This is a genomic window from Methylobacterium aquaticum (assembly GCF_001043915.1).
GTDB lineage: Bacteria > Pseudomonadota > Alphaproteobacteria > Rhizobiales > Beijerinckiaceae > Methylobacterium > Methylobacterium aquaticum.
The window spans coordinates 1-18,893 of record NZ_LABX01000035.1 but is presented as its reverse complement, the minus strand read 5'-3'; the positions used below and the strand labels follow the sequence as shown (position 1 = coordinate 18,893).

Genomic DNA, 18,893 nt, shown 5'->3' with positions numbered 1-18,893 from the left:
CCATGGCGTATCGCTCTCAACGAGAGGTTCTGGCAGGCTCGACACCCGCCTCGATACGCCGCCTTCATCCAAACCGCGTCACCCATTCTCCCGCATAGCTCCGGCTCACCGGCCCGCTCCCTGAACAGGGGTCGGTCGCGTGTTCCCCGATGGGCTCGGCGTTGTTGACCCCGTTCCCTGTGCATCCGTCTCCCGAGAAAGAAGGGAGCCGCTTGGGCGCGATGAAACGCATGACCCATCGCCATATACCCTACCAGGGTTCAGTTCCCGGACTTCGCTCACGAACCCGGATCCTTGTATCCTGGCTGCCGTGGCGGCGAACCGCAGGAGCATGCCGATGCAACTGCTCTCTGGGAGGGAAACCCGCAGTGCGTCAAACCGTCCCTTTCGGGAGCCGCGATGAAACGGAGCCACGCATCGGGTGTTATGTTTGTCTACCCTCTAGGGGTATGCACCATCGCGCATCACCGCCAGGTCGTCACCCCATTCTTGGCTTATCGGCAGGAGGACACGCTTCATGACGCATCGCCCGCACCATCAAGCCCCTGCGAACGACCAGGACATCCAGGAGAGTTTCGGCGATTACCGCCTGTATATCGGCGGGCACGGCCACGACGCCTATTCCGGCACCGGCCAGATGGACATCGCGTTCGGGCGGAACGGGAGCGACTACCTCTCCGGTCGAGGTCAGGACGACGACCTTCAGGGCGGCAAGGGTAGCGATGTCCTCCTGGGCGGCGACGGCATGGACCACCTCGATGGCGGCAAAGGCAACGACGTCCTGATCGCCGGCGGGGCGGCCGACGCGTTGCGGGGCGCCGAGGGGAACGACTACCTCGAAGAGGGCGGGGGGCACGGCGACCTCGAAGGAGGTCCAGGCAACGACGTCCTGACCGGCGGTCCCGGCGGCGACGCTTTCGTCGTCTCGCCCAATAGCGGCGACGACGTCCTCACGGATTTCTCCGCCGGTCCCGGCATGCTGGACCACCTTGCGGTGCGGGGGCTCGACCCAGAGGACCTGAGGTTTGAGGACACCTTCGCTGGCGTGAAGATCAGTTGGGACGTCGCCGGCGGCGAGGGCTCGGTCCTGCTTGCGGGCGTCCAGAAGACGGACTTGGCGCAGGACGACTTCATGTTCACGGACGACAGGATGGTCATCCAGCCGACGAGCGCGGACGCGGACCACGTCACGGCCGTGAGTTACGCCAAGGACGAGGGCTTCAACCTCGGCGCCCCCAACCCGGGGGGTGACACCGGTTCCGAGGACACGTTCCGCTTCGACGAGTTCAACGTGAGAGAAGGATCAGGTCAGGCCGACACGTTCCAGGGCACCGGCGACAGGGACTACTACTTCGGCCTGGGCGGGAACGACCGCCTGTTCGGGAGGGCGGGCGACGACGACCTTCGCGGTGACGCCGGAAACGACGTCCTCGACGGCGGGGCGGGCCAGGACGACCTCAGGGGCGGCGCCGGCTCGGATCGGCTGTACGGCGGCGACCAGGCCGACAACGTCATGGGCGAGGACGGCGACGACAAGCTCTTCGCAGGCGCCGGCCATGACATGCTCGACGGCGGCAGGGGCAATGACGAGTTGAACGGAGGCGACGGCGCCGACGCTTTCATCGTGGGCCCGGACACCGGGAACGACGTGGTCACAGGCGGCTTCGACGCCGGCCCGGGCGCCTTCGACCACATCGCGCTCCGGGACATCCAACCCGGTCGGGTCACTGTCGCCGACGGGGTGTCGGCGCACGATGATGGGCACACCGGCGTCCTCGTCAGCTGGACGACGGCCGAGGGCAGCGGGTCGATCTTCCTTGAGGGCCTGACGAAGAGCCAGATGGTACAGGACGATTTCATGTTCAACGCCGACGACGGCAGGCAAGGCGGCTTCGTGAACGATCCTGCGGTCACGTCGGTCGGCTCGCAATACATCTTCCAAGACCCAGCGAGTTCGGCGGCAGGTGATCCGAACCACAGCTACGTGGCCTAAGTGACGCCTGCGCCCGCGGTCCTTCTGCGGGCGCTCCCATGGACGGCCGGGCTGGCCGTCTTCCCGACGATCCCCCGGGCCGCAGGGACGTGCCGCCCGAGGGCCTCTCCGCCGTCAGGGCCGTCGAGATGAGCCACGTCAAGAGTTTGTCGAACCTATCCGGTGACGAAGCGGGTATGGAGGAGGGCGGCCTACCGAGCGGGGCCGGAACTGCGCTCCTTGCCATCGGCCTGCTGAGCGCCCTCGTAAACGTCCTCTATCTGACCGGCTCGTTGTTCATGCTGGAGGTGTACGACCGCGTGCTGCCGAGCCACAGCGTCCCCACGCTGCTCGGCCTAGCGACCATTGCGCTCGCGCTCTATGCATTCCAGGGCCTGTTCGACGTTCTGCGCAACCGGCTGCTAGTCCGAGTTGGCGCGACCGTAGAGCGGTCCCTCGGACGACGCACCTACGAGGCCGTCGTGCAAGCGCCGCTGACCACAGCACAGCAGGGCGACGGCCTGCAGCCGCTCCGCGACCTCGACCAAGTCCGGGCCTTCCTGTCGAGCCCGGGTCCCGCCGCCCTGTTCGACCTGCCCTGGATCCCCCTTTACCTCCTGCTCTGCTTCGCCTTCCACGCCTGGATCGGGTCGGCCGTGCTCGGCGGCGCGCTCCTCCTAGTGGTGATCACTCTAGTGACGGACCTCCTGATGCGGCGGCCTTCAAAGGCCGCAGCCGCCGCGGCGAGCCAACGCAACGCTCTAGCGGAGGCCGGGCGGCGCAATGCCGAGGTGTTGCGCGCCATGGGCATGGCGGCGCACACGGGCGACGTCTGGGATGAGGCAAGCGAGCGCCACCTCGTCGCCCAGCGCCGCGCTTCCGATGTCTCGGGCGGCCTCGGCGCCATGACCAAGGTCGCGCGCCTCACGCTGCAGTCACTGGTGCTCGGCATCGGCGCCTACCTCGTGATAGCGGGAGAAGCGACGGGTGGCATCATGATCGCCAGTTCCGTCCTCGTCGGCCGGGCGCTCGCACCGGTGGAACTGGCCGTCGCCCACTGGAAGGGACTCGTGGCCGCGCGCCAGGGCTGGACGCGCCTGAAGGCATTCCTCTCCCTTTTCCCGCGTCGCGCCGTGGGCGTCGCCTTGCCGCCGCCCCGCGAAAGCGTCCGCGTGGAGACCCTGACCGCGGCGGCCCCTGGGTCGGACCGTCCCCTCGTCCGCGACGTCACGTTCGCCCTCCGGGCCGGCGAGGGCCTCAGCATCATCGGCGCGAGCGGTTCGGGCAAGTCTTCGCTCGTCCGCGCGCTGGTTGGGGTCTGGCGCCCCCTGCGCGGCTGCATCCGCCTCGACGGCGCCACCCTTGATCAGTGGACGCCGGAGGCGCTCGGCCGGCATGTCGGCTACCTGCCGCAGGACGTCGAGCTCTTCGCCGGCACCGTCGCCCAGAACATCGCACGGTTCGACCCGGGCGCATCCTCGGAGGACATCATCTCGGCCGCGCGCCAGGCTGGTGCCCACGACCTCGTGTGTTCCCTGCCGGATGGCTATGACACTCCCATCGGGGAGGGCGGGGCCGCCCTTTCGGGTGGGCAGCGCCAGCGCGTCGCGCTCGCCCGCGCCGTCTACGGCAACCCGTTTCTCGTCGTGCTCGACGAGCCCAACTCCAACCTCGATGCCGAAGGCGAGGACGCGCTGACCGGCGCGATCAGGGGCGTCCGCTCCCGCGGCGGCATCGTGGTCGTCGTCGCGCACCGACCCAGCGGCCTAGCGGGCGTGGATCACGTGCTCCTCATGGCGGAAGGACGCGCCCAAGCCTTCGGGCCGAAGGAGCAGGTCCTGTCCGTGCTCAAGCGGCCGCCCGCCCGCGCGCCATCGGGGCAGCCCAGGCTGCCCCGGGTCGAAGCCGGAGAACTCGCCTCGGTCGGAGAGCGGCCGGTGCCGCTGAGGGTGGTGGCCGGCGCGGACGCCACGCAGGAAGAGGAGGCCACGGCGTGAGAGCGTCACCCACCTGGGACATCCGCCGCTCCGTACGGCGCCACGTCCTCCTGAGCCTTTCGGCCGCGACGCTCCTGACCGGCGGCCTCGGGGGATGGGCGGCGACCACCGAACTCGCCGGCGCCGTCGTCGCGCCGGGCACGCTCGTGGTCGACTCCTTCGTCAAGAAGGTGCAGCACCCCACCGGCGGCGTCGTGGGCGAGCTGCGCGTCCGGGACGGGGACGTGGTACGAGCCGGGCAGGTCGTCCTTCGCCTGGACGAGACGGTCACCAGGGCGAACCTATCGGCCATCGACAAGAGCCTCATCGAGATGACCGCGCGGCAGGGGCGCCTAGAGACCGAGCGCGACGGGGTCGCTCAGGCCAAGTTCCCGGCCGCCCTGCGGGAGCGGGGCCGCACCGAGCCCGAGGCCGGCAAGGTCGTGGCCGGCGAGATCCGGCTGTTCGAGCTTCGTCGGGAAGCCCGTACAGGACAGAAGGCGCAGTTGAGGGAAAGGACAGGGCAGCTTCGCGAGGAGATCCAGGGCCTGACGGGGCAGGTCGCCGCCAAGAAGCGCGAGATCGACCTGATCAACCGCGAGCTCGAAGGCGTGCGCGAGCTCTGGCGCAAGAACCTCGTCCCGATCCAGCGCGTGACGGCCCTCGAACGCGACGCCGCCCGCCTGGAGGGCGAATACGGGCAGCTCGTCGCCTCCATCGCGCAGGCAAAGGGAAAGATCTCGGAGACCGAGCTCCAGGTGATCCAGGTCGACCAGAACCTGCGCAGCGAGGTGGCCAAGGAGCTGGGCGAGGTGCAGGGGAAGATCGCCGAACTCGGCGAGAAGCGGGTGGCGGCCGAGGACCAGCTGAAGCGCACCGACATCCGGGCCCCCCAGGACGGGGTGGTCCACCAACTCGCCGTCCACACCGTCGGCGGGGTGATCAACCCGGGAGAGCCGATCATGCTGGTCGTGCCGCGGGCCGACACCCTCGTCATCGAGGCCAAGGTGACCCCGAGGGACATCGACCAAGTGCAGCGCGGGCAGGCGGCGATGCTCAGGCTGACGGCGTTCAACCAGAGGACCACCCCGGAGGTCGAGGGCACCGTCAGCCTCGTCGCCGCCGACCAGATCACGGACGAGAAATCGGGTACGAGCTACTTCAAGGTCCACGTCACGCCCAGGCCCGAGGCGCTCGCGCGGCTCCAGGGCGTGAGGCTCGTGCCGGGAATGCCGGCTGAGGTGTTCATTCGGACCGGCGAGCGGACTATGCTATCCTACCTGACGAAACCGCTCAACGACCAAATCAGGAGAGCTTTCAAGGAGGATTGACGCTGGCGTCCCGGGCGCCACGGCGACGTGGCTCCCGGATGTGAGGGAGAGCCCTGGGCGGGAGCCGCTGGAAGGAGAGGCGGATGGAGCGGATGACGGCGCAAAGCCCGGTCCTCGGTGACTTCGGTTTCGTAGCCCTGGTGCTGGTCATGGCCGTAGGCCTCGCGTTGCTGGCGGCTGCCGCGCTCGCGCGAGCGCCGGCTCGGACCGTCCACGCTCCCCCGGCCTGGGCGCAGTTCCGTTTCGGCTACGCGGTCTACGCACTCATCTTCCTCGCCTTCGACATGGAGATGATCTTCATGTACCCATGGGCGGTCGTCTTCGCCGATATCGGCGTGAGCGCCTTCCTCGACATGCTGGTCTTCATCGTGCTCCTGTCGGCGGGCATCGCCTACGCCTGGGGCATGGGTGGGCTGCGATGGGAATAGCGGCTGCCCTGGCGGTCCTCGCCGCCCTGCTCGGGGGTACCGCCCTGACTCACGTGGTCGAGCGCGCTTTCGGTCGCGCCGGCCAGGATCCCGGCCCAGCGCAGGGGGCCGACTTGCAGCACGCCCTCGAATTGCCCAACGCCGACCGGTTGCTGCTGCCGGCCGGCCCGGTCGTGGCGCTCGCGGGTGTCGCGCTCGCAATGGTGGTGCTGCCGCTCGGCCCCGGGCTGGTCGGACGTGATCTCGGCCTCGGCCTCTTCTACGTCATCGTGGTCGTGGATTTCGTGGTGCTCGGCCTGGCGCTCGCCGGCTGGGGTGCGAACACCCCCGATGGGGTCGAGGCCTGCTACCGCATCGTCGCCCAGCTCGTCGCGTACGTCGTGCCGCTCGGGCTCGCCTACGTTGGCGTAATCATGATGGCCCGCTCGCTATCGACCGTGGCGGTGGTCGATGCACAGCGCGGCCTGTGGTTCGTCGTCCTGCAGCCCCTGGGCTTCCTGCTCTACGTCGCCACTGGGCTGATGCAATCGTACCGCGCTCCGTTTCTGGAGCCGTTCGCGGCCTCGCTGGGTGGCGGCGTGCTCGGCGTCGCGGGCGGCTGGTCCGCGCTCGTATGGCGGGTCTCGCTCGCCGGCGTCCTCCTGGTCGTGGCCGCGGTCGGGGCCGTGCTCTACCTCGGAGGACCGTCGGGTCCCTGGCTCCCGGGATGGGCCTGGATGCTGGCCAAGACCTACGGCCTGATGGCGCTGATGCTGGGCCTCGGGCGCCTCGTCCGCCCGCTCTCGACGGCGGAGATGCTGGCGCTCTCCTGGAAGGTCCTCATCCCGCTCGGCCTCGTCAACGTGCTCCTGGTCGGCGGCCTGATCCTCCTCGGAGTGGGGTCCGGCGCATGATGGCCGCCTTCGAGCTCCTCGCCTTCACGACCTGCTCCTTCGTCGCCATCGCCGGCGCGCTCGGCATGGCGACGACCATGAGCATGTTCCGCTCCGGCATCTTCTTGATGGCATCGTTCATCGGCGTCGCCGGCCTGTTCATCCTGCTGTCGGCCGACCTGATCGGGCTGCTCCAGATCATGATGTACGTCGGCGGCTTCCTCGTCATGATCCTGTTCATGGTGCTGGTCATGCACGATCCCGGCGGGGCGATGATGGCCGGCATGGACCTGTCCCCGCTGGAGCGCTGGTTCAGCAAGGGCTTGACGCCGCGCGGGGCCGCGGACGCGGGACAGGGTGGTCATGGGCACTGCGAGGGCCGCCGTGACGACGGAAATCGGCACGACGGCCACGCCATGGCGCACGGCGAGGGGCGGCACGGCCACACGCAGGACCATTCGGGCGGGGCCATGCCGCACGGGGCCTCCGATGGACATGCGGGTCACGGATACGCTCATGCCGAACAGGGGCACGGGCACGGCGGCATGGACACGTCCATGGTGACGCCCGTGCGCCCGCTCGCGGCGTGGCTCGCCGTCGCCGCCGGAACGGTCCTCGTGGGCATGCTGGTCCTGCGGCCGGCCTGGCCCGTGAGCGACGCGGTCCCGGATCCCGATTCGGCCCGGCGGGTCGGCCACCTGCTCATGGACAAGTACATGGTTGCGTTCGAGGGCGCAGGGTTCCTGATCCTGATCGGCATCTTCGGCGCCGTGCTGCTTGCCCGGCCTTCGGCACACCCGGACGACGCCTCGCGCGCCGCAAGGGTCGCGCTCGATGCGAAGCCCGAGGCGGTCCGCAAAGACCGCTTGGCACCGCTCGCGGGGTCGGGCGGTGCGGCAGTCGAGCCGGGCCAGCATGGGGGCGACCACGCACACGAGGGTCACGTCCGATGACAGTACCGCTCACCGCCTACCTCGTCGTCGCCGCGCTCCTGTTCGCCATCGGCGTCTACACCGTCGTCGCCCAGCGCTCGGCGATCATGGTCCTGATGGGGGTCGAGGTGCTCCTCAACGCCATTGGCCTGAATGCCATCGCGTTCTGGCGCTTCACCGCGCCGGACGACTACTCCGCGCAGATCCTGGCCATCCTGGTCGTCACCGTGGGAGCCGTCGAGATGGCCATCGGGCTGGCCCTCGTGCAACTCCTCTACCGGCAGCGCCGGACGGTCGAGGTCGACGCCTACGCCGATTTGAATGGATGACGGCGCTTCTCGTCATCCCCCTCCTGCCGCTCCTGGCGGCCGGCACGGCCTTCGCCGCCGGCCGGCGCCTGCCCTGGGGCGGCGGCGAACTCGTGACCTCCGGGCTGGCCCTCTCCCTTGTGGCGCTTGCGCTCGTCCCGACCGGGACATCCATGTCCGCGACTTGGTTCGAGAGCGGCGGTCTCCGTTTGACGGTCGGGCTCACGGCGACTCCGCTCACCCGGTTCGTCGCGGCCGTCGTGGCCGGCGTCGCCCTGTGCGTCATCACCTACGCCATCGGCTACACGGCCGGTCGCCGCGACCGGCCCCGCTTCTTCGCCGAGCTTGGAATCTTCGTTGGCGCCATGCTGGCCCTCGTCCTGGCGAACTCCCTCGTTCTCCTGTTCGCAGCCTGGGAGATGGTCGGATTGGCGTCCTTCCTGCTGATCGGCTTCGAGCACGCATCTCCCGGAGCGTCGGCAGCCGCCGCCAAGGCGTTCCTGATGACGAGGATCGGCGACGTCGGCCTCCTGCTCGGATGGCTGCTGGCGCTCACCGCCGTCGGCACCACCGACATCGACGCCGTCACCGGGGCCGTCAAGGCCGGACGGGTCGAGCCCGGCGTTGTGACCGCCATGGCGCTCCTCATGCTCGCTGGCGCGGCCGGAAAGAGCGCCCAGCTGCCGCTCTCCGCATGGCTCCCCGACGCCATGGTCGGGCCCACGCCGGTCTCGGCCTTGCTGCACTCTGCCACCATGGTCGCCGCTGGCGTGTTCCTCGTCCTGCGCCTCGACGCGGTCTTCGTGGCGGCCCCGCCCGCGATGGCTGCCCTGTTCTGGGTCGGTGCGGCCACGGCGGCCTTCGCGGCGCTCGTCGCGACCGCCGAGACCGACCTCAAGCGGGTGCTCGCGTGGTCCACCTGCTCGCAACTCGGCGAAATGATGGTCGCGCTCGGCCTTGGCGGCGCCCGCGCCGCGGCCTTCCACCTCGCGGTGCACGCGGCCTTCAAGTCCACCCTGTTCCTCGCGGCGGGCATCGTGCAGGAGCAGGCGGGCACGCGCTCGCTCGACCGCCTCGGCGGACTGATCCGCGCCCTGCCCTTGGCGGGAGCCGCCTTCCTCGTCGCGGCCCTCGCGCTCGCCGGCGTTCCGCCGCTCTCCGGGTTCTGGAGCGAGGAGGAGATCCTTGCCGTCGCGTCGCGACACGGTCCTGGGGCAGGGGTACTCGTCGTGTTGCTCATCCTTCTCGGTGGGACCTACATCGGTCGCGCGGGGGCCGCGGCCTTCCTCGGCCCGCGCCGCGGTCCGACGGAGCCCGGCAAGCCCGCCTGGACGATGCGCGCGGGCACGCTCGCGCTGGCGCTCGCCGCAGCGGGACTCGGATGGCTGCTGGCCGGCCACCTCGACGCATTCCTGCCCTTCGGGGCAAGCCCCGGGGCCGAGGTCGCCTGGAGGAACCTTGGTATCGCGGCCGGCCTCCTGGGCCTCGGCATCGGTGCTGTCAGGGGAAGGGACGGATCGCCGGCGCTCGGGCCGTGGCCCGGCCGTCTCGCCGCCGGGCTGTCGGCGATCACGACGGCCCCGGTGCGCTGGACAACGCGGCTCGCACGGCGCCTCGGGTCGGTGGAGGATGCGCTCGACGTGGCGGCCCGAGGCGTCGCCGGCTGGGCCTGGAGCGCCGGCGAGGCGGCCGGTCGCGTCGAAGCGGGTTTCGCGCGCCTGGGGGACGGGCTTGCGGCTTGGCTGGCCGCCGGGGGCGAGCGGCTCCGCGCACTTCAGGCCGGCCGCCTCTACCTCTACACGCTCGGCCTGTTCGCCTGGGCCACGGCCGCCCTCGCGGCCGGCGCCCTCCTGCTCTGGCTCTGAACCCGGGTTGACCCGATGCTCACGGCGACGATCCTCCTTCCGCTCATGACAGGCCTCGTCGTGCTGGCGCTGCCGCGCGACCGCCCGGGTCTCGCACGTATCGTCGCGCTCGGCGGCGCGGTCCTGACTCTCGCCGCGGCGCTGACGCTTTGGGCCGGCTTCGAGCCGGGGGGCGGCGACCTGCAATGGCGGACGACCTTGCCTTGGATCCCGTCCGTCGGGGCGGCCTACGACGTCGCCGTCGGCGGTCTCTCCCTGTCGCTGATCCTGCTCACCGCGGTCCTGCTCACGACGGTGATGGTCTACACGCTGCCCGGGCGCGACCGGGCGCACGCCCACGCCTTCCTGTTCCTGCTGCTCGCGACCGGGCTCATCGGCCTGTTCGCGGCCCGGGACCTGCTGCTGTTCTACCTGTTCTTCGAGGTCGGCCTGGTGCCGATGTACTTCATCGTCGGCATCTGGGGCGGGGAGCGGAGGCGCTACGCGGCGCTCAAGTTCTTCCTCTACACGCGGGCCGGTAGCCTGGCGATGCTGCTGGGCTTCCTCGCCCTCTACTTGGCGATGGAGCCGCACACCTTCTCGCTGCAGGCCATCGCGCGCGCGAAGCCGCTGGACGGCCCCTCGCTCGCCGGAAGCCTCGCCTTCCTGGCGCTGCTCGCGGGCTTCGGCGTCAAGCTCCCAGTCGTGCCGCTGCACAATTGGCTGCCCGACGCTCACGTGGAGGCGCCGACGGAGGGCAGCGTCGTCCTCGCGGGCCTGCAGCTCAAGATGGGCGGCTACGGGATGCTCGCCGTCCTGCTGCCGGTCCTGCCGGAAACCACATCCCGGTTCGGCTGGCTTCTCGTCGCGCTGGCGTTGGCCTCGCTCCTCTACGGCGCCTTGGCGGCGCTGGCTCAGACGGACATGAAGCGGCTCGTCGCGTACACCTCGGTCAATCACATGGGCTTCGTCACGCTCGGCGTCGCGGTCATGGCTATGGCCGGAGGGGAGGGCGCCCGGCAGCTGGCCTTCAACGGAGCCGCCGCGCAGATGGTTAGCCACGGCCTCCTCACCGGTGGCATGTTCCTGATGGTGGGCATGCTCCAGCACCGCGCCGGCACAAGGGAACTCGACCGCTTCGGAGGGCTGATAGGCGCGATGCCGGCCTTCAGCGGCCTGCTCGGCCTGCTGGCCTTCGGGTCGCTCGGGCTCCCCGGGCTGTCCGGCTTCATCGCCGAGTTCCAGGCCATCGGCGCCGCGCTGCAGCTCTCCGCGTGGGTCGCCGGCATTGCGGTCTTGGCCGTCGTCGTGACGACCGCGGTCTACCTGAGGCTGGTCACCGGCCTGCTGATGGGGCGCGCGCCCCCGGACGCGCCGCCGCTGGCGCCCCTGACGGCGAGCGAGGCATGGTCGGCGGGCGGGCTCGCGGCGCTGTCGCTCGGCGTCGGAACCCTGCCGGCCGTCCTCCTCACGCTGCTGGACAGCACGACCGCAGCGCTGGCGCACCTCCCGTGACCGGTGGGCAGACGATGGGCAGCTGCATGGACCTCGGCGCCGTCGCGCCCGAGATGGTCCTGGCCGGGACCGCACTCGCGCTGGTCCCGGTTGCCGGCTGGGTCCGGGGCCGGTGGCGCTGCCTGCCCGCCGCCATCGCGCTCCTCGCCCTCCTCGTCGCGATGGGCCTGACTGCGCCGATGTTGACGTCCACGCCGCGGGAGGCCTTCTGCGGCACCTACGCCGTCGATCCGTTCCGGGGCTTCTACCAGTTGGTCGTCGAGGCCGGCGCCCTGGTGAGCCTGCTCTCACTCGCCTCCCACTTCCGCGCGAGCGAGCAGGAACCGCACCACCCGGTCGCGCTCCTCATGGCGACCGCCGGCGGCATGGGGCTCGTGGCGGCCACCGACCTCGGCCTGATCATCCTGTTCCTGCAGATGGTGAGCTTTCCCTCATACCTGCTCGTGCTGCTCGTGCGTAGCGACGGGCCGGCGCAGGAGGCGGCGCTCAAGTATTTCCTGTACGGCGCCGCCGCACTCGCGGTGATGGCCTACGGCCTCACCTTCCTGTTCGGCCTCACCGGCAGCCTGAACCTGCGGGCCATCGGGGCGGGCCTGGCCGGTGCCGACCGGGCCTGGGTCGCACTGGCCTTCGGCCTGGTCGTCGTCGGTTACGGGTTCGAGATGACGCTGGTGCCCTTCCACGTCTGGGCCCCCGACGTTTTCCAGGGCGGGGCGGCCCCGGTCTCCGGTTTCGTCTCGGTCGTGCCGAAAGTGGCCGCCTTCGCCGGCCTGCTCCGCTTCCTTCTGGAGGCGCTGCCAAGCGGCCTCTCCGCCTGGCCGACCGTGCTCTCGCTCCTGGCCGCCGCGACGATGACCTTCGGCAACTTGCTAGCGCTCCGCCAGGATAGCCTGAAACGCCTGCTGGCCTATTCGAGCATTGCCCAGGCCGGCTACATGCTGATGGCCGTGGCGGTGGCCGGCCAAGTCCCCGGTGCCCTCCCGGCCGTCGGCTACTACCTCGTTGCCTATCTCCTGATGAACCTCGCGGCTTTCACGGTGGTCGCGCAGGTCGAGCGCATGATCGGGGGCGACGGCTTCGCCGCGGTCCGCGGCCTCGGACGGCGAGCGCCATGGCCAGGGGCGGCGCTGGCACTCGCGCTTTTGTCGCTTGCCGGCGTCCCGCCGCTGGCAGGCTTCGCCGGCAAGGTCTTCCTGCTCGTGGCTGCCATCGAGGGGGGGCTCGCCTGGCTTGCCGTGGTGGCCGCCACCAACATGGCGGTGGCGCTCTTCTACTACGCAGCCGTGATCGCGGAGATGTATTTCAAGGAACCGGAACGCCCGGAGGGCCTGGCTCCCGGCGCCGGCTACGCATGGGCGCTTGGTTTATGCACGGCGGGGACGCTGGGCTTCGGCATCGCGCCGGGTCTGGCGCGCGGTCTGGCACAACTCGGCTCGACGCTGCTGCGGTAGGAGTGGTTCTGCTGGGTTGTCCAGGCCGGCGGAGGAGGGGCCGGAGGCAGCGCCCTCGGCGGGACCGGGCTCATTTGCGAAACACTCCGCCGCAGCACCCGGTAGTGCTCAGGCGGCCTCGAACGAGCGGTCGCGTGCCGGCTCTACGTCGCGCGGTTCACCTGCACGATCAGGCCGAGGGCGTTAGTGATCTCCTCGAACCGGGCGCTCGCGTCCGACCAGTCCTGGGCGAAATCGAACAGCTCGCGCATGGCCGGTGAAATCTCCTTGTAGGCCGCCAGGGCGGCGACGAGGGCACCGAGCGAGAGCTGGCCCTGGACGACGAGGTAGCCGCCAACCGAGAAGAAGAAGAATGGTGTGAGGTTTGAGGTGTAGTTGTACAATCCCTTGAGCCGGCCATTGAGGTCGTTGATTTCGATCCGCACCCTTTCGAGCTCCCGCGCTCGGTGCATCTGCCGGTACACGATCGATGGCCAGCGGGTCCCGCCCGACGTCCGTTCCGACCCGGGATCGGTAAAGAGGCCCCCCAATGCCCGCGTGGCATGGACCCGCTGGCGAACCTTCGCATTCAATCGCGCCTGCAACCGCGGGAGGATGGTCAGCTGAACTGGCAGCATGATGAGAGCCGCGAGCGCCAGGGTGGCGTTCTGCATGAGGAGGAAGACGACGCTGGTCACGAGCGTGCCGCCTTGGACAAGCGGCACCACCACCAAGCTACCCCCAAAGTAGCCGATGGGCTCGACCTCCTGAACGGCGATCGCGGCCAATGTCGCCCGCCGCTCGGGCAAGCATTCGCCCCGTGCGCGCCGGGCGACGGCGAGGCGCAGGCGCCGCACGAGGCGCTCGTTCACGCGCCCACGGACTCGATTGACGGCGTATTTGGCGAGACCGCTGAGCGTGAGCACGGCCAGATAGCTGGCGCAAAGCGCGAACAGCAGCTCGAGGCGGCCCAAAGCGAAGCCGAGGAAAGTCATTCTCGGTTGACTGTCGCCCAACGCGTCGGCGAGGGCGTGGTTGATGATGTGCTTGGGGATCTCAAGAAGGAGCCAGGCCGCCGGGAGTGTCAGGATGGACAGCAGCACGAGGCGGAACTGCAGCCGCGATGTCGCACGCACAACGTAGGCTTCCAGCCCCACGGCCATGCGCTTGCGGGGTTCGGGCGATCCCACCGCGTCAATGGATGCAGGGCTGCGCAACGGGACCACCCCTCGCATTCGGCCGCGGTCCACCCGAACGAATGCACAGCGCAGGCCGAATCTGAATGCGAGCCAGGCGGTCCAGGCAGGCGCCACAATGAGGACCAGCACCGTCACAAGATCGATCCACCAGTGAGCGTGAGGATGGTCGAGGGGCATCGCCCGATGGATTAGGTCGTGGATGAAAGGCGGTGTCAGCAATGGGTACTCCTGGCGATGTCTCTAGCGCCCCGGAGGGGAACGTCCCGGCGCCTCCGGAGGAGCCTCCGGGCCCCCAACAAGTCCGTCCCGGTGAGTTCCACCCACTCCCGAGAGTTGCCCTTCCGACCGCATGGGCATGCAGCGGCCCCCTAGGAGCGCGGGCGGCGCGCCGCACGACGCGCTCGACGGCGTTCGGCCGGGTCCTCCGAACGCCCAACGCTCCGGCCAGATCCGGAGTAGGCACGGCGATCCCATACCAACGTCCACCCTACATTCCGGCGCGCGCGTAGCGCGGCGTTCCCGGCCGGAACCTTATCCGCAACGACCGAACCCGAGTGCGTATGCGTCGTCCGCGACGTGGCGGGCGAAGGCGAGCGCATCGCGTCGCCGCTCGGCGGGCGTCGTGTATAGGGAGGCCACCTTGGGCTCCCTGCGAATACGCAGGGCCTCGTCGATGATGCGGTGCCACTCCCGCTGGAAGGTGATCAGCCCGTACAGGCCGGCGTCGCTCTTCGAGGGCACCACCCTAGTCGAAAATATGTAATGGAGCCTACACATGCCGAGCACGGTCCGTTCGATGACTTCGGTGGCGGGCTGTTCCTCATCGCTTCCCGGGTCGGTTTCGAGCAACGAACTCCGGCGTTCGTCGATGCGGCCCAGGGCCCATCGCTCCAGGTACGCCGGCCCGCGCCAGAGCCCCGTGCCCGCGCAGAGCGGCCCGCGCACCGTCACGGCGCTGGCTCCCAAGACGCTCCAGGTGAGGGGATGCCTATTGTGACACCCGGACGAGAGGAAGCGGCCCTGCTTGACGCAGGGTCCGTCCGGGATGGCAAGCGGACCGGCCTGCAGATCGTCCCAGGTCAGATATATGCCGTCGAGCGCCGGGATCTCCCGGTCGAGCGCGAGGCCGGCATGGACCTTCGCGAGGGCAGCCGTGTCCCCGGCCCCCGGTCGGCCCGGGGACACGACTACGAAATCCACGTCGCTGAGGGGCGGCCGGAAGTCGCCCATGGCGGCGGAACCGACGAGGTACAAGGCCTCGACGAACCCCGGGACGGCGGCATCGACCAAGCCGAGGTAGGCGTCCGCGACGCTCAGTGCAAGCGGGTGGGTGGTCATGGTCTCGCCAGGCTCGTGCAGTTGATTAGGAAGGGAGGCTGGCGTCTCTTCAGGTTGGACCGCGCCGGGCTCCCGCCGGGACGGGGCAGGTGGGGCTCGAGGGCGGCGGGCTCGGCACGGCCGCGACTCAGCCGATCCGTGCCGCGCGCAGGCGCAGGGCGTTGCCGATCACGCTCACCGACGAGAGGGCCATCGCGGCGGCTGCGATGATCGGCGAGAGGAGGATGCCGAGGAACGGATAGAGCAGCCCGGCGGCCACCGGTACGCCCAGCGCGTTGTAGATGAAGGCGAAGAACAGGTTCTGGCGGATGTTGCGCATCGTTGCCTGGGACAGGCGGCGAGCCCGGACGATGCCGACCAGGTCCCCGCGGAGCAGCGTCACGCCGGCACTCTCGATGGCGACGTCGGTGCCGCCGCCCGTCGCGATGCCGACATCAGCTGCGGCGAGCGCCGGCGCGTCGTTGATCCCGTCGCCGGCCATCGCCACGACAGCGCCGTCGCCCTGGAGCGCCCTGACCGCTTCCGCCTTCCGGTCGGGCAGGACCTCGGCCTTGACCTCGTCTATGCCGAGAGACCTGGCGACGAACTCGGCCGTTGACCGATTGTCGCCGGTCAGCATGACGATGCGCAAGCCTGCCTCCCGCAGCCTTCGCACGGCCTTGAACGTGCTCGTCTTGACGGGGTCTTGGATAGCGATGACGCCGGCCGGCTTCCCGCCCATGGCGACCAGGACCGCCATGGTACCGCGTGCCCGCATCTCTTCGGCCTTTGCGTGAAGCGCCGCCGCGTCGACCCCTTGCTCCTCCAGGAAGCGCCCGTTGCCAACGGCCACGCGGCGGCCCTCGACCGTGCCGAGCGCCCCCTTGCCGGTCGGAGCCTCGAAATCGGTAGCAACGGCACTCGGGATGCCGCGCTCTTCCGCGGCCCGGACGACGGCGAGTGCCAGGGGGTGCTCGCTGGCGCGTTCGACCGCGGCGGCGAGGTGCAGCACTTCGGCGTCCGTGAAGCCGGGTGCCGGGAGCACCGCGGTGACCTTGGGCTTGCCCTCCGTGAGTGTTCCGGTCTTGTCGACGACGAGCGTGTCGATCTTCTCCATCCGCTCCAGCGCCTCGGCATTCTTGACCAGTACCCCGTTCTGCGCGCCACGTCCGACTCCCACTATGATCGACATCGGCGTCGCTAAGCCGAGGGCGCAGGGGCAAGCGATGATGAGGACGGCGACAGCAGCGAGGAGGGCATAGGTGAGCCTTGGCTCCGGGCCGACGGCCATCCAGGCGAGGAAGGCGAGCGCCGCGACGGCGATGACCATGGGGACGAACCAGGCCGCCGCGTCATCCACCACGCGCTGGACGGGCGCGCGAGAGCGCTGGGCCTCGGCGGCCATCGCGACGATGCGGGCCAGGGTGGTCTCAGACCCGACCCGCGTCGCGCGCATGACGAAGCCACCGGTCGTGTTCAGGCTTCCGCCAACCACGGAGGAGCCGGGTTCCTTCGAGACAGGGACGGGCTCGCCGCTGATCATTGCCTCGTCCACCGCCGAGCGCCCCTCGACGACCTCGCCGTCGACCGGCACCTTCTCGCCGGGGCGGACGCGCAAGCGGTCCCCGACCGCCACCTCCGAGACGAGCACCTCCTCGTCGATCCCTTCCATCCCGAGACGCAGTGCCTTCTGCGGCGCGAGGTCGAGCAGCGCCCGGATCGCCTCCGAGGTGTGCTCGCGGGCCCCGAGTTCCAGCACCTGCCCGAGCAGCACCAGGACGGTGATGACCGCTGCGGCTTCAAAGTAGGCTGGAACCGCGCCGTCGTGGCCGCGGAGCCCTTCGGGGAAGAGCCCCGGCGCCACGCTCGCGGCGACGCTGTAGAGATAGGCCGCGCCGGTTCGGAGGGCGATAAGGGTGAACATGTTAAGTCGGCGCGTCACCAGCGACTGCCAGCACCGCTCGAAGAACGGCCAACCCGCCCAGAGGACGACCGGAGAGCGGGAACTGGACCCAGTTCGAGGTTTGCAGGCCGAGGTGGTCGACGAGACCCGTAAGGTATCCTCCCATCTCCAGGGCGAAGACGGGGAGGGTGAGGACGAGGCCGAACCGGAAGCGGCGATTCATGTCTTTGAGCTCGGCGTTCTCGACCGGGCCGCTCGTCGGCGTGAGCGGCTCCAGCCCCATCCCGCAGATAGGACAGCTGCCGGGTTGGTCGCGGCGGATCTCCGGGTGCATTGGACAGGTGTAGACCGCCCCGACCAGCCCTTCCGACGGCCGCTTGTCCGCCGACAGGTACCGTGCGGGATCGGCCACGAACTTCGAGCGGCACCCAGCCGAGCAGAAGTGATAGGTCGCTTGACCGTGCTCGGCGTGGTAGGTCGTGGTTCCCGGGTCGACCCGCATGCCGCAGACGGGATCTGTCGCGGACGCGCCGGCCGCCGGCGCTGCACCGTGACTATCACGATGCCTGTGGGCATGAGGCTCGGAGTGAGCGTGGTCCATGGGGTCGGGCCTCCAAGCTGCTGCGGGCCGGGGCATGCCCGGCGAGGCGGACGTGCGTTTCGTCGGCGGGGGAACCGGGCTGAGTGGGACGTCCAAAGGTCGTCCTCCGCCATGACCTCAGCCGCCACCCATGATGCGGTCGATGCGCGCCCCAATGCTGCGAATTCGGGCGGCATGCTCGGCCCACAGACGGCGCGCGACGGCTGATCGGGCATCCCGACCGGCGGACGGTGATGCAGGAACCGCACGGCCGCTCCGGTCGGGAGCGGGCAGGGCAGTGCCGGCGAGAGGGAAGCCGGTCGCGGCGAGGCGGACGCGGACCCGCTGACAGTAGGTTACGGAGCGTGGACTCATCCGCTCCTCGCCGTGGCCCGCCCTGTACTTCATCAGCGTGCGGCAGAGATCGCCCTGCGCGAGCTTCCAAGCTTGTGCGAGGTAGGCGACGCCGAAGCGGATATTGGTCGCGGGATCGAGGAGGGCACCGGCGGAACCCGTGTGGCCGAGCATGGCCGCGGTTGCCGGCCGGACCTGCATCAGCCCGAGCTCACCGACCCCGCCGACCACGCCGGCATCGTACCCGCTCTCCACGTACGCGACAGCATCGGCAACGGCCGGGGGCAATCCGTGCGCCTCGGCCTCGCGCGCGAGCATGCGCCGATAGTCGACCTGCCGCGCCACCCCTTCCGCTCGATTGCCAGATGACATAGGCGCGGCAGGGGTCGGCGAGTTCGTAGGACCATCCCCGGCAGCGTCGGCTGGAGCCGGAAGGAGCAGTGCCGCGCATAGGACGAGGAGCAGCCGAGGACGAGGGGGTACGGGCGCGCCCAGCGGCCTGCCTTGCGCGCCAGCGGTCGCTCCCCTGGTTGAGGCTGCCGCCCTCGTCAAGAACTGCTGTCTCATCGCGCTTTCCGGAAGCGCGCGACCGCGGAAAGCGGCATCTCCGTCTCGGCCGTCGAGCACATGCTGGTCGAGGTCATCCGTGAGTTTCCTTTGAGGCCTAGTCCGGCGGCGAGCTGGGATTGGTTACAGGGGCGGCGCATCATCGCCCTCCCGTGTCGCGCCTGCCGCCCATGCCGGGCATGTTCATGCCGGGCATCCGGGAGTGGTCCATGCCCTCCATGCCGCCCGAGCCTGGCTTCGGCGTCACCGCGCGGTTGAGTTCGCGCCAATCCTTGGGATCGACCACGTCGTAGCGCGCCACGCCGGCGGTGACCGCGGAGTAGTGCGGCGCGCGCACGGCGACCGCGGGGTTGGCGGGCAGGACG

14 protein-coding genes and 1 pseudogene are annotated in these 18,893 nt (G+C 69.9%); 10 read left to right on the top strand and 5 right to left on the bottom strand.

Going from position 1 to position 18,893, the window contains the following annotated elements:
* Positions 1–517: 517 nt before the first annotated feature.
* From VP06_RS38530 to VP06_RS04965, 10 genes are all read left to right on the top strand, one after another.
* The gene (locus VP06_RS38530) at positions 518–1,993 is read left to right on the top strand and encodes a calcium-binding protein (protein ID WP_048447282.1); all 1,476 of its coding nucleotides are present in this window, start codon (positions 518–520) and stop codon (positions 1,991–1,993) included.
* Positions 1,994–2,169: 176 nt separating this feature from the next.
* Positions 2,170–3,969: a type I secretion system permease/ATPase gene (locus VP06_RS05005; RefSeq protein WP_048447288.1), complete on the top strand. Its 1,800-nt coding sequence runs from the start codon at positions 2,170–2,172 to the stop codon at positions 3,967–3,969.
* Complete coding sequence (locus tag VP06_RS05000) at positions 3,966–5,279, top strand: HlyD family type I secretion periplasmic adaptor subunit (RefSeq protein ID WP_048447283.1); 1,314 nt, start codon at positions 3,966–3,968, stop codon at positions 5,277–5,279. The genes VP06_RS05005 and VP06_RS05000 overlap by 4 nt, the downstream gene beginning before the upstream one ends.
* An 83-nt stretch (positions 5,280–5,362) precedes the next feature.
* On the top strand, positions 5,363–5,707 hold the full coding sequence (locus tag VP06_RS04995; protein ID WP_048447284.1) for an NADH-quinone oxidoreductase subunit A: 345 nt from the start codon (positions 5,363–5,365) through the stop codon (positions 5,705–5,707).
* Positions 5,698–6,600 carry an NADH-quinone oxidoreductase subunit H gene (locus VP06_RS04990; protein ID WP_048462732.1) on the top strand — a complete coding sequence of 301 codons (903 nt, stop codon included), beginning with the start codon at positions 5,698–5,700 and terminating at the stop codon, positions 6,598–6,600. The genes VP06_RS04995 and VP06_RS04990 overlap by 10 nt, the downstream gene beginning before the upstream one ends.
* Positions 6,597–7,532 (top strand): NADH-quinone oxidoreductase subunit J family protein, encoded by a 936-nt coding sequence (locus tag VP06_RS04985; protein WP_048462731.1) that lies wholly within the window; start codon positions 6,597–6,599, stop codon positions 7,530–7,532. Before VP06_RS04990 ends, VP06_RS04985 begins: the two co-directional genes overlap by 4 nt.
* Complete coding sequence (gene nuoK, locus VP06_RS04980) at positions 7,529–7,840, top strand: NADH-quinone oxidoreductase subunit NuoK (protein WP_048448547.1); 312 nt, start codon at positions 7,529–7,531, stop codon at positions 7,838–7,840. The genes VP06_RS04985 and nuoK overlap by 4 nt, the downstream gene beginning before the upstream one ends.
* Positions 7,837–9,684: an NADH-quinone oxidoreductase subunit 5 family protein gene (locus VP06_RS04975; protein WP_048462730.1), complete on the top strand. Its 1,848-nt coding sequence runs from the start codon at positions 7,837–7,839 to the stop codon at positions 9,682–9,684. Before nuoK ends, VP06_RS04975 begins: the two co-directional genes overlap by 4 nt.
* 15 nt (positions 9,685–9,699) lie before the next feature.
* Positions 9,700–11,178, top strand: a complete 1,479-nt coding sequence (locus VP06_RS04970) for a complex I subunit 4 family protein (protein WP_048447194.1) — start codon at positions 9,700–9,702, stop codon at positions 11,176–11,178.
* A gap of 26 nt (positions 11,179–11,204) precedes the next feature.
* Positions 11,205–12,629 (top strand): NADH-quinone oxidoreductase subunit N, encoded by a 1,425-nt coding sequence (locus VP06_RS04965; RefSeq protein ID WP_048447193.1) that lies wholly within the window; start codon positions 11,205–11,207, stop codon positions 12,627–12,629.
* 143 nt (positions 12,630–12,772) lie between these two features.
* On the opposite strand, the gene VP06_RS04960 is transcribed toward VP06_RS04965, so the two are convergent.
* The 5 genes and pseudogenes from VP06_RS04960 to VP06_RS04940 all read right to left on the bottom strand — a co-directional run.
* Complete coding sequence (locus tag VP06_RS04960) at positions 12,773–14,026, bottom strand: ABC transporter ATP-binding protein (protein WP_245239857.1); 1,254 nt, start codon at positions 14,024–14,026, stop codon at positions 12,773–12,775.
* 312 nt (positions 14,027–14,338) lie between these two features.
* Positions 14,339–15,145, bottom strand: coding sequence for a nucleotidyltransferase domain-containing protein (locus VP06_RS04955; RefSeq protein ID WP_048447192.1), 807 nt, complete (start codon positions 15,143–15,145; stop codon positions 14,339–14,341).
* Positions 15,146–15,272: 127 nt separating this feature from the next.
* Positions 15,273–17,664, bottom strand: a pseudogene (locus VP06_RS04950) (heavy metal translocating P-type ATPase).
* An 81-nt stretch (positions 17,665–17,745) separates the two neighbouring features.
* The gene (locus tag VP06_RS04945) at positions 17,746–18,306 is read right to left on the bottom strand and encodes a transglycosylase SLT domain-containing protein (RefSeq protein WP_425339927.1); all 561 of its coding nucleotides are present in this window, start codon (positions 18,304–18,306) and stop codon (positions 17,746–17,748) included.
* Positions 18,307–18,667: 361 nt separating this feature from the next.
* The coding region (locus VP06_RS04940) for a hypothetical protein (protein ID WP_048462729.1) at positions 18,668–18,893 on the bottom strand (226 nt) is incomplete at its 5' end.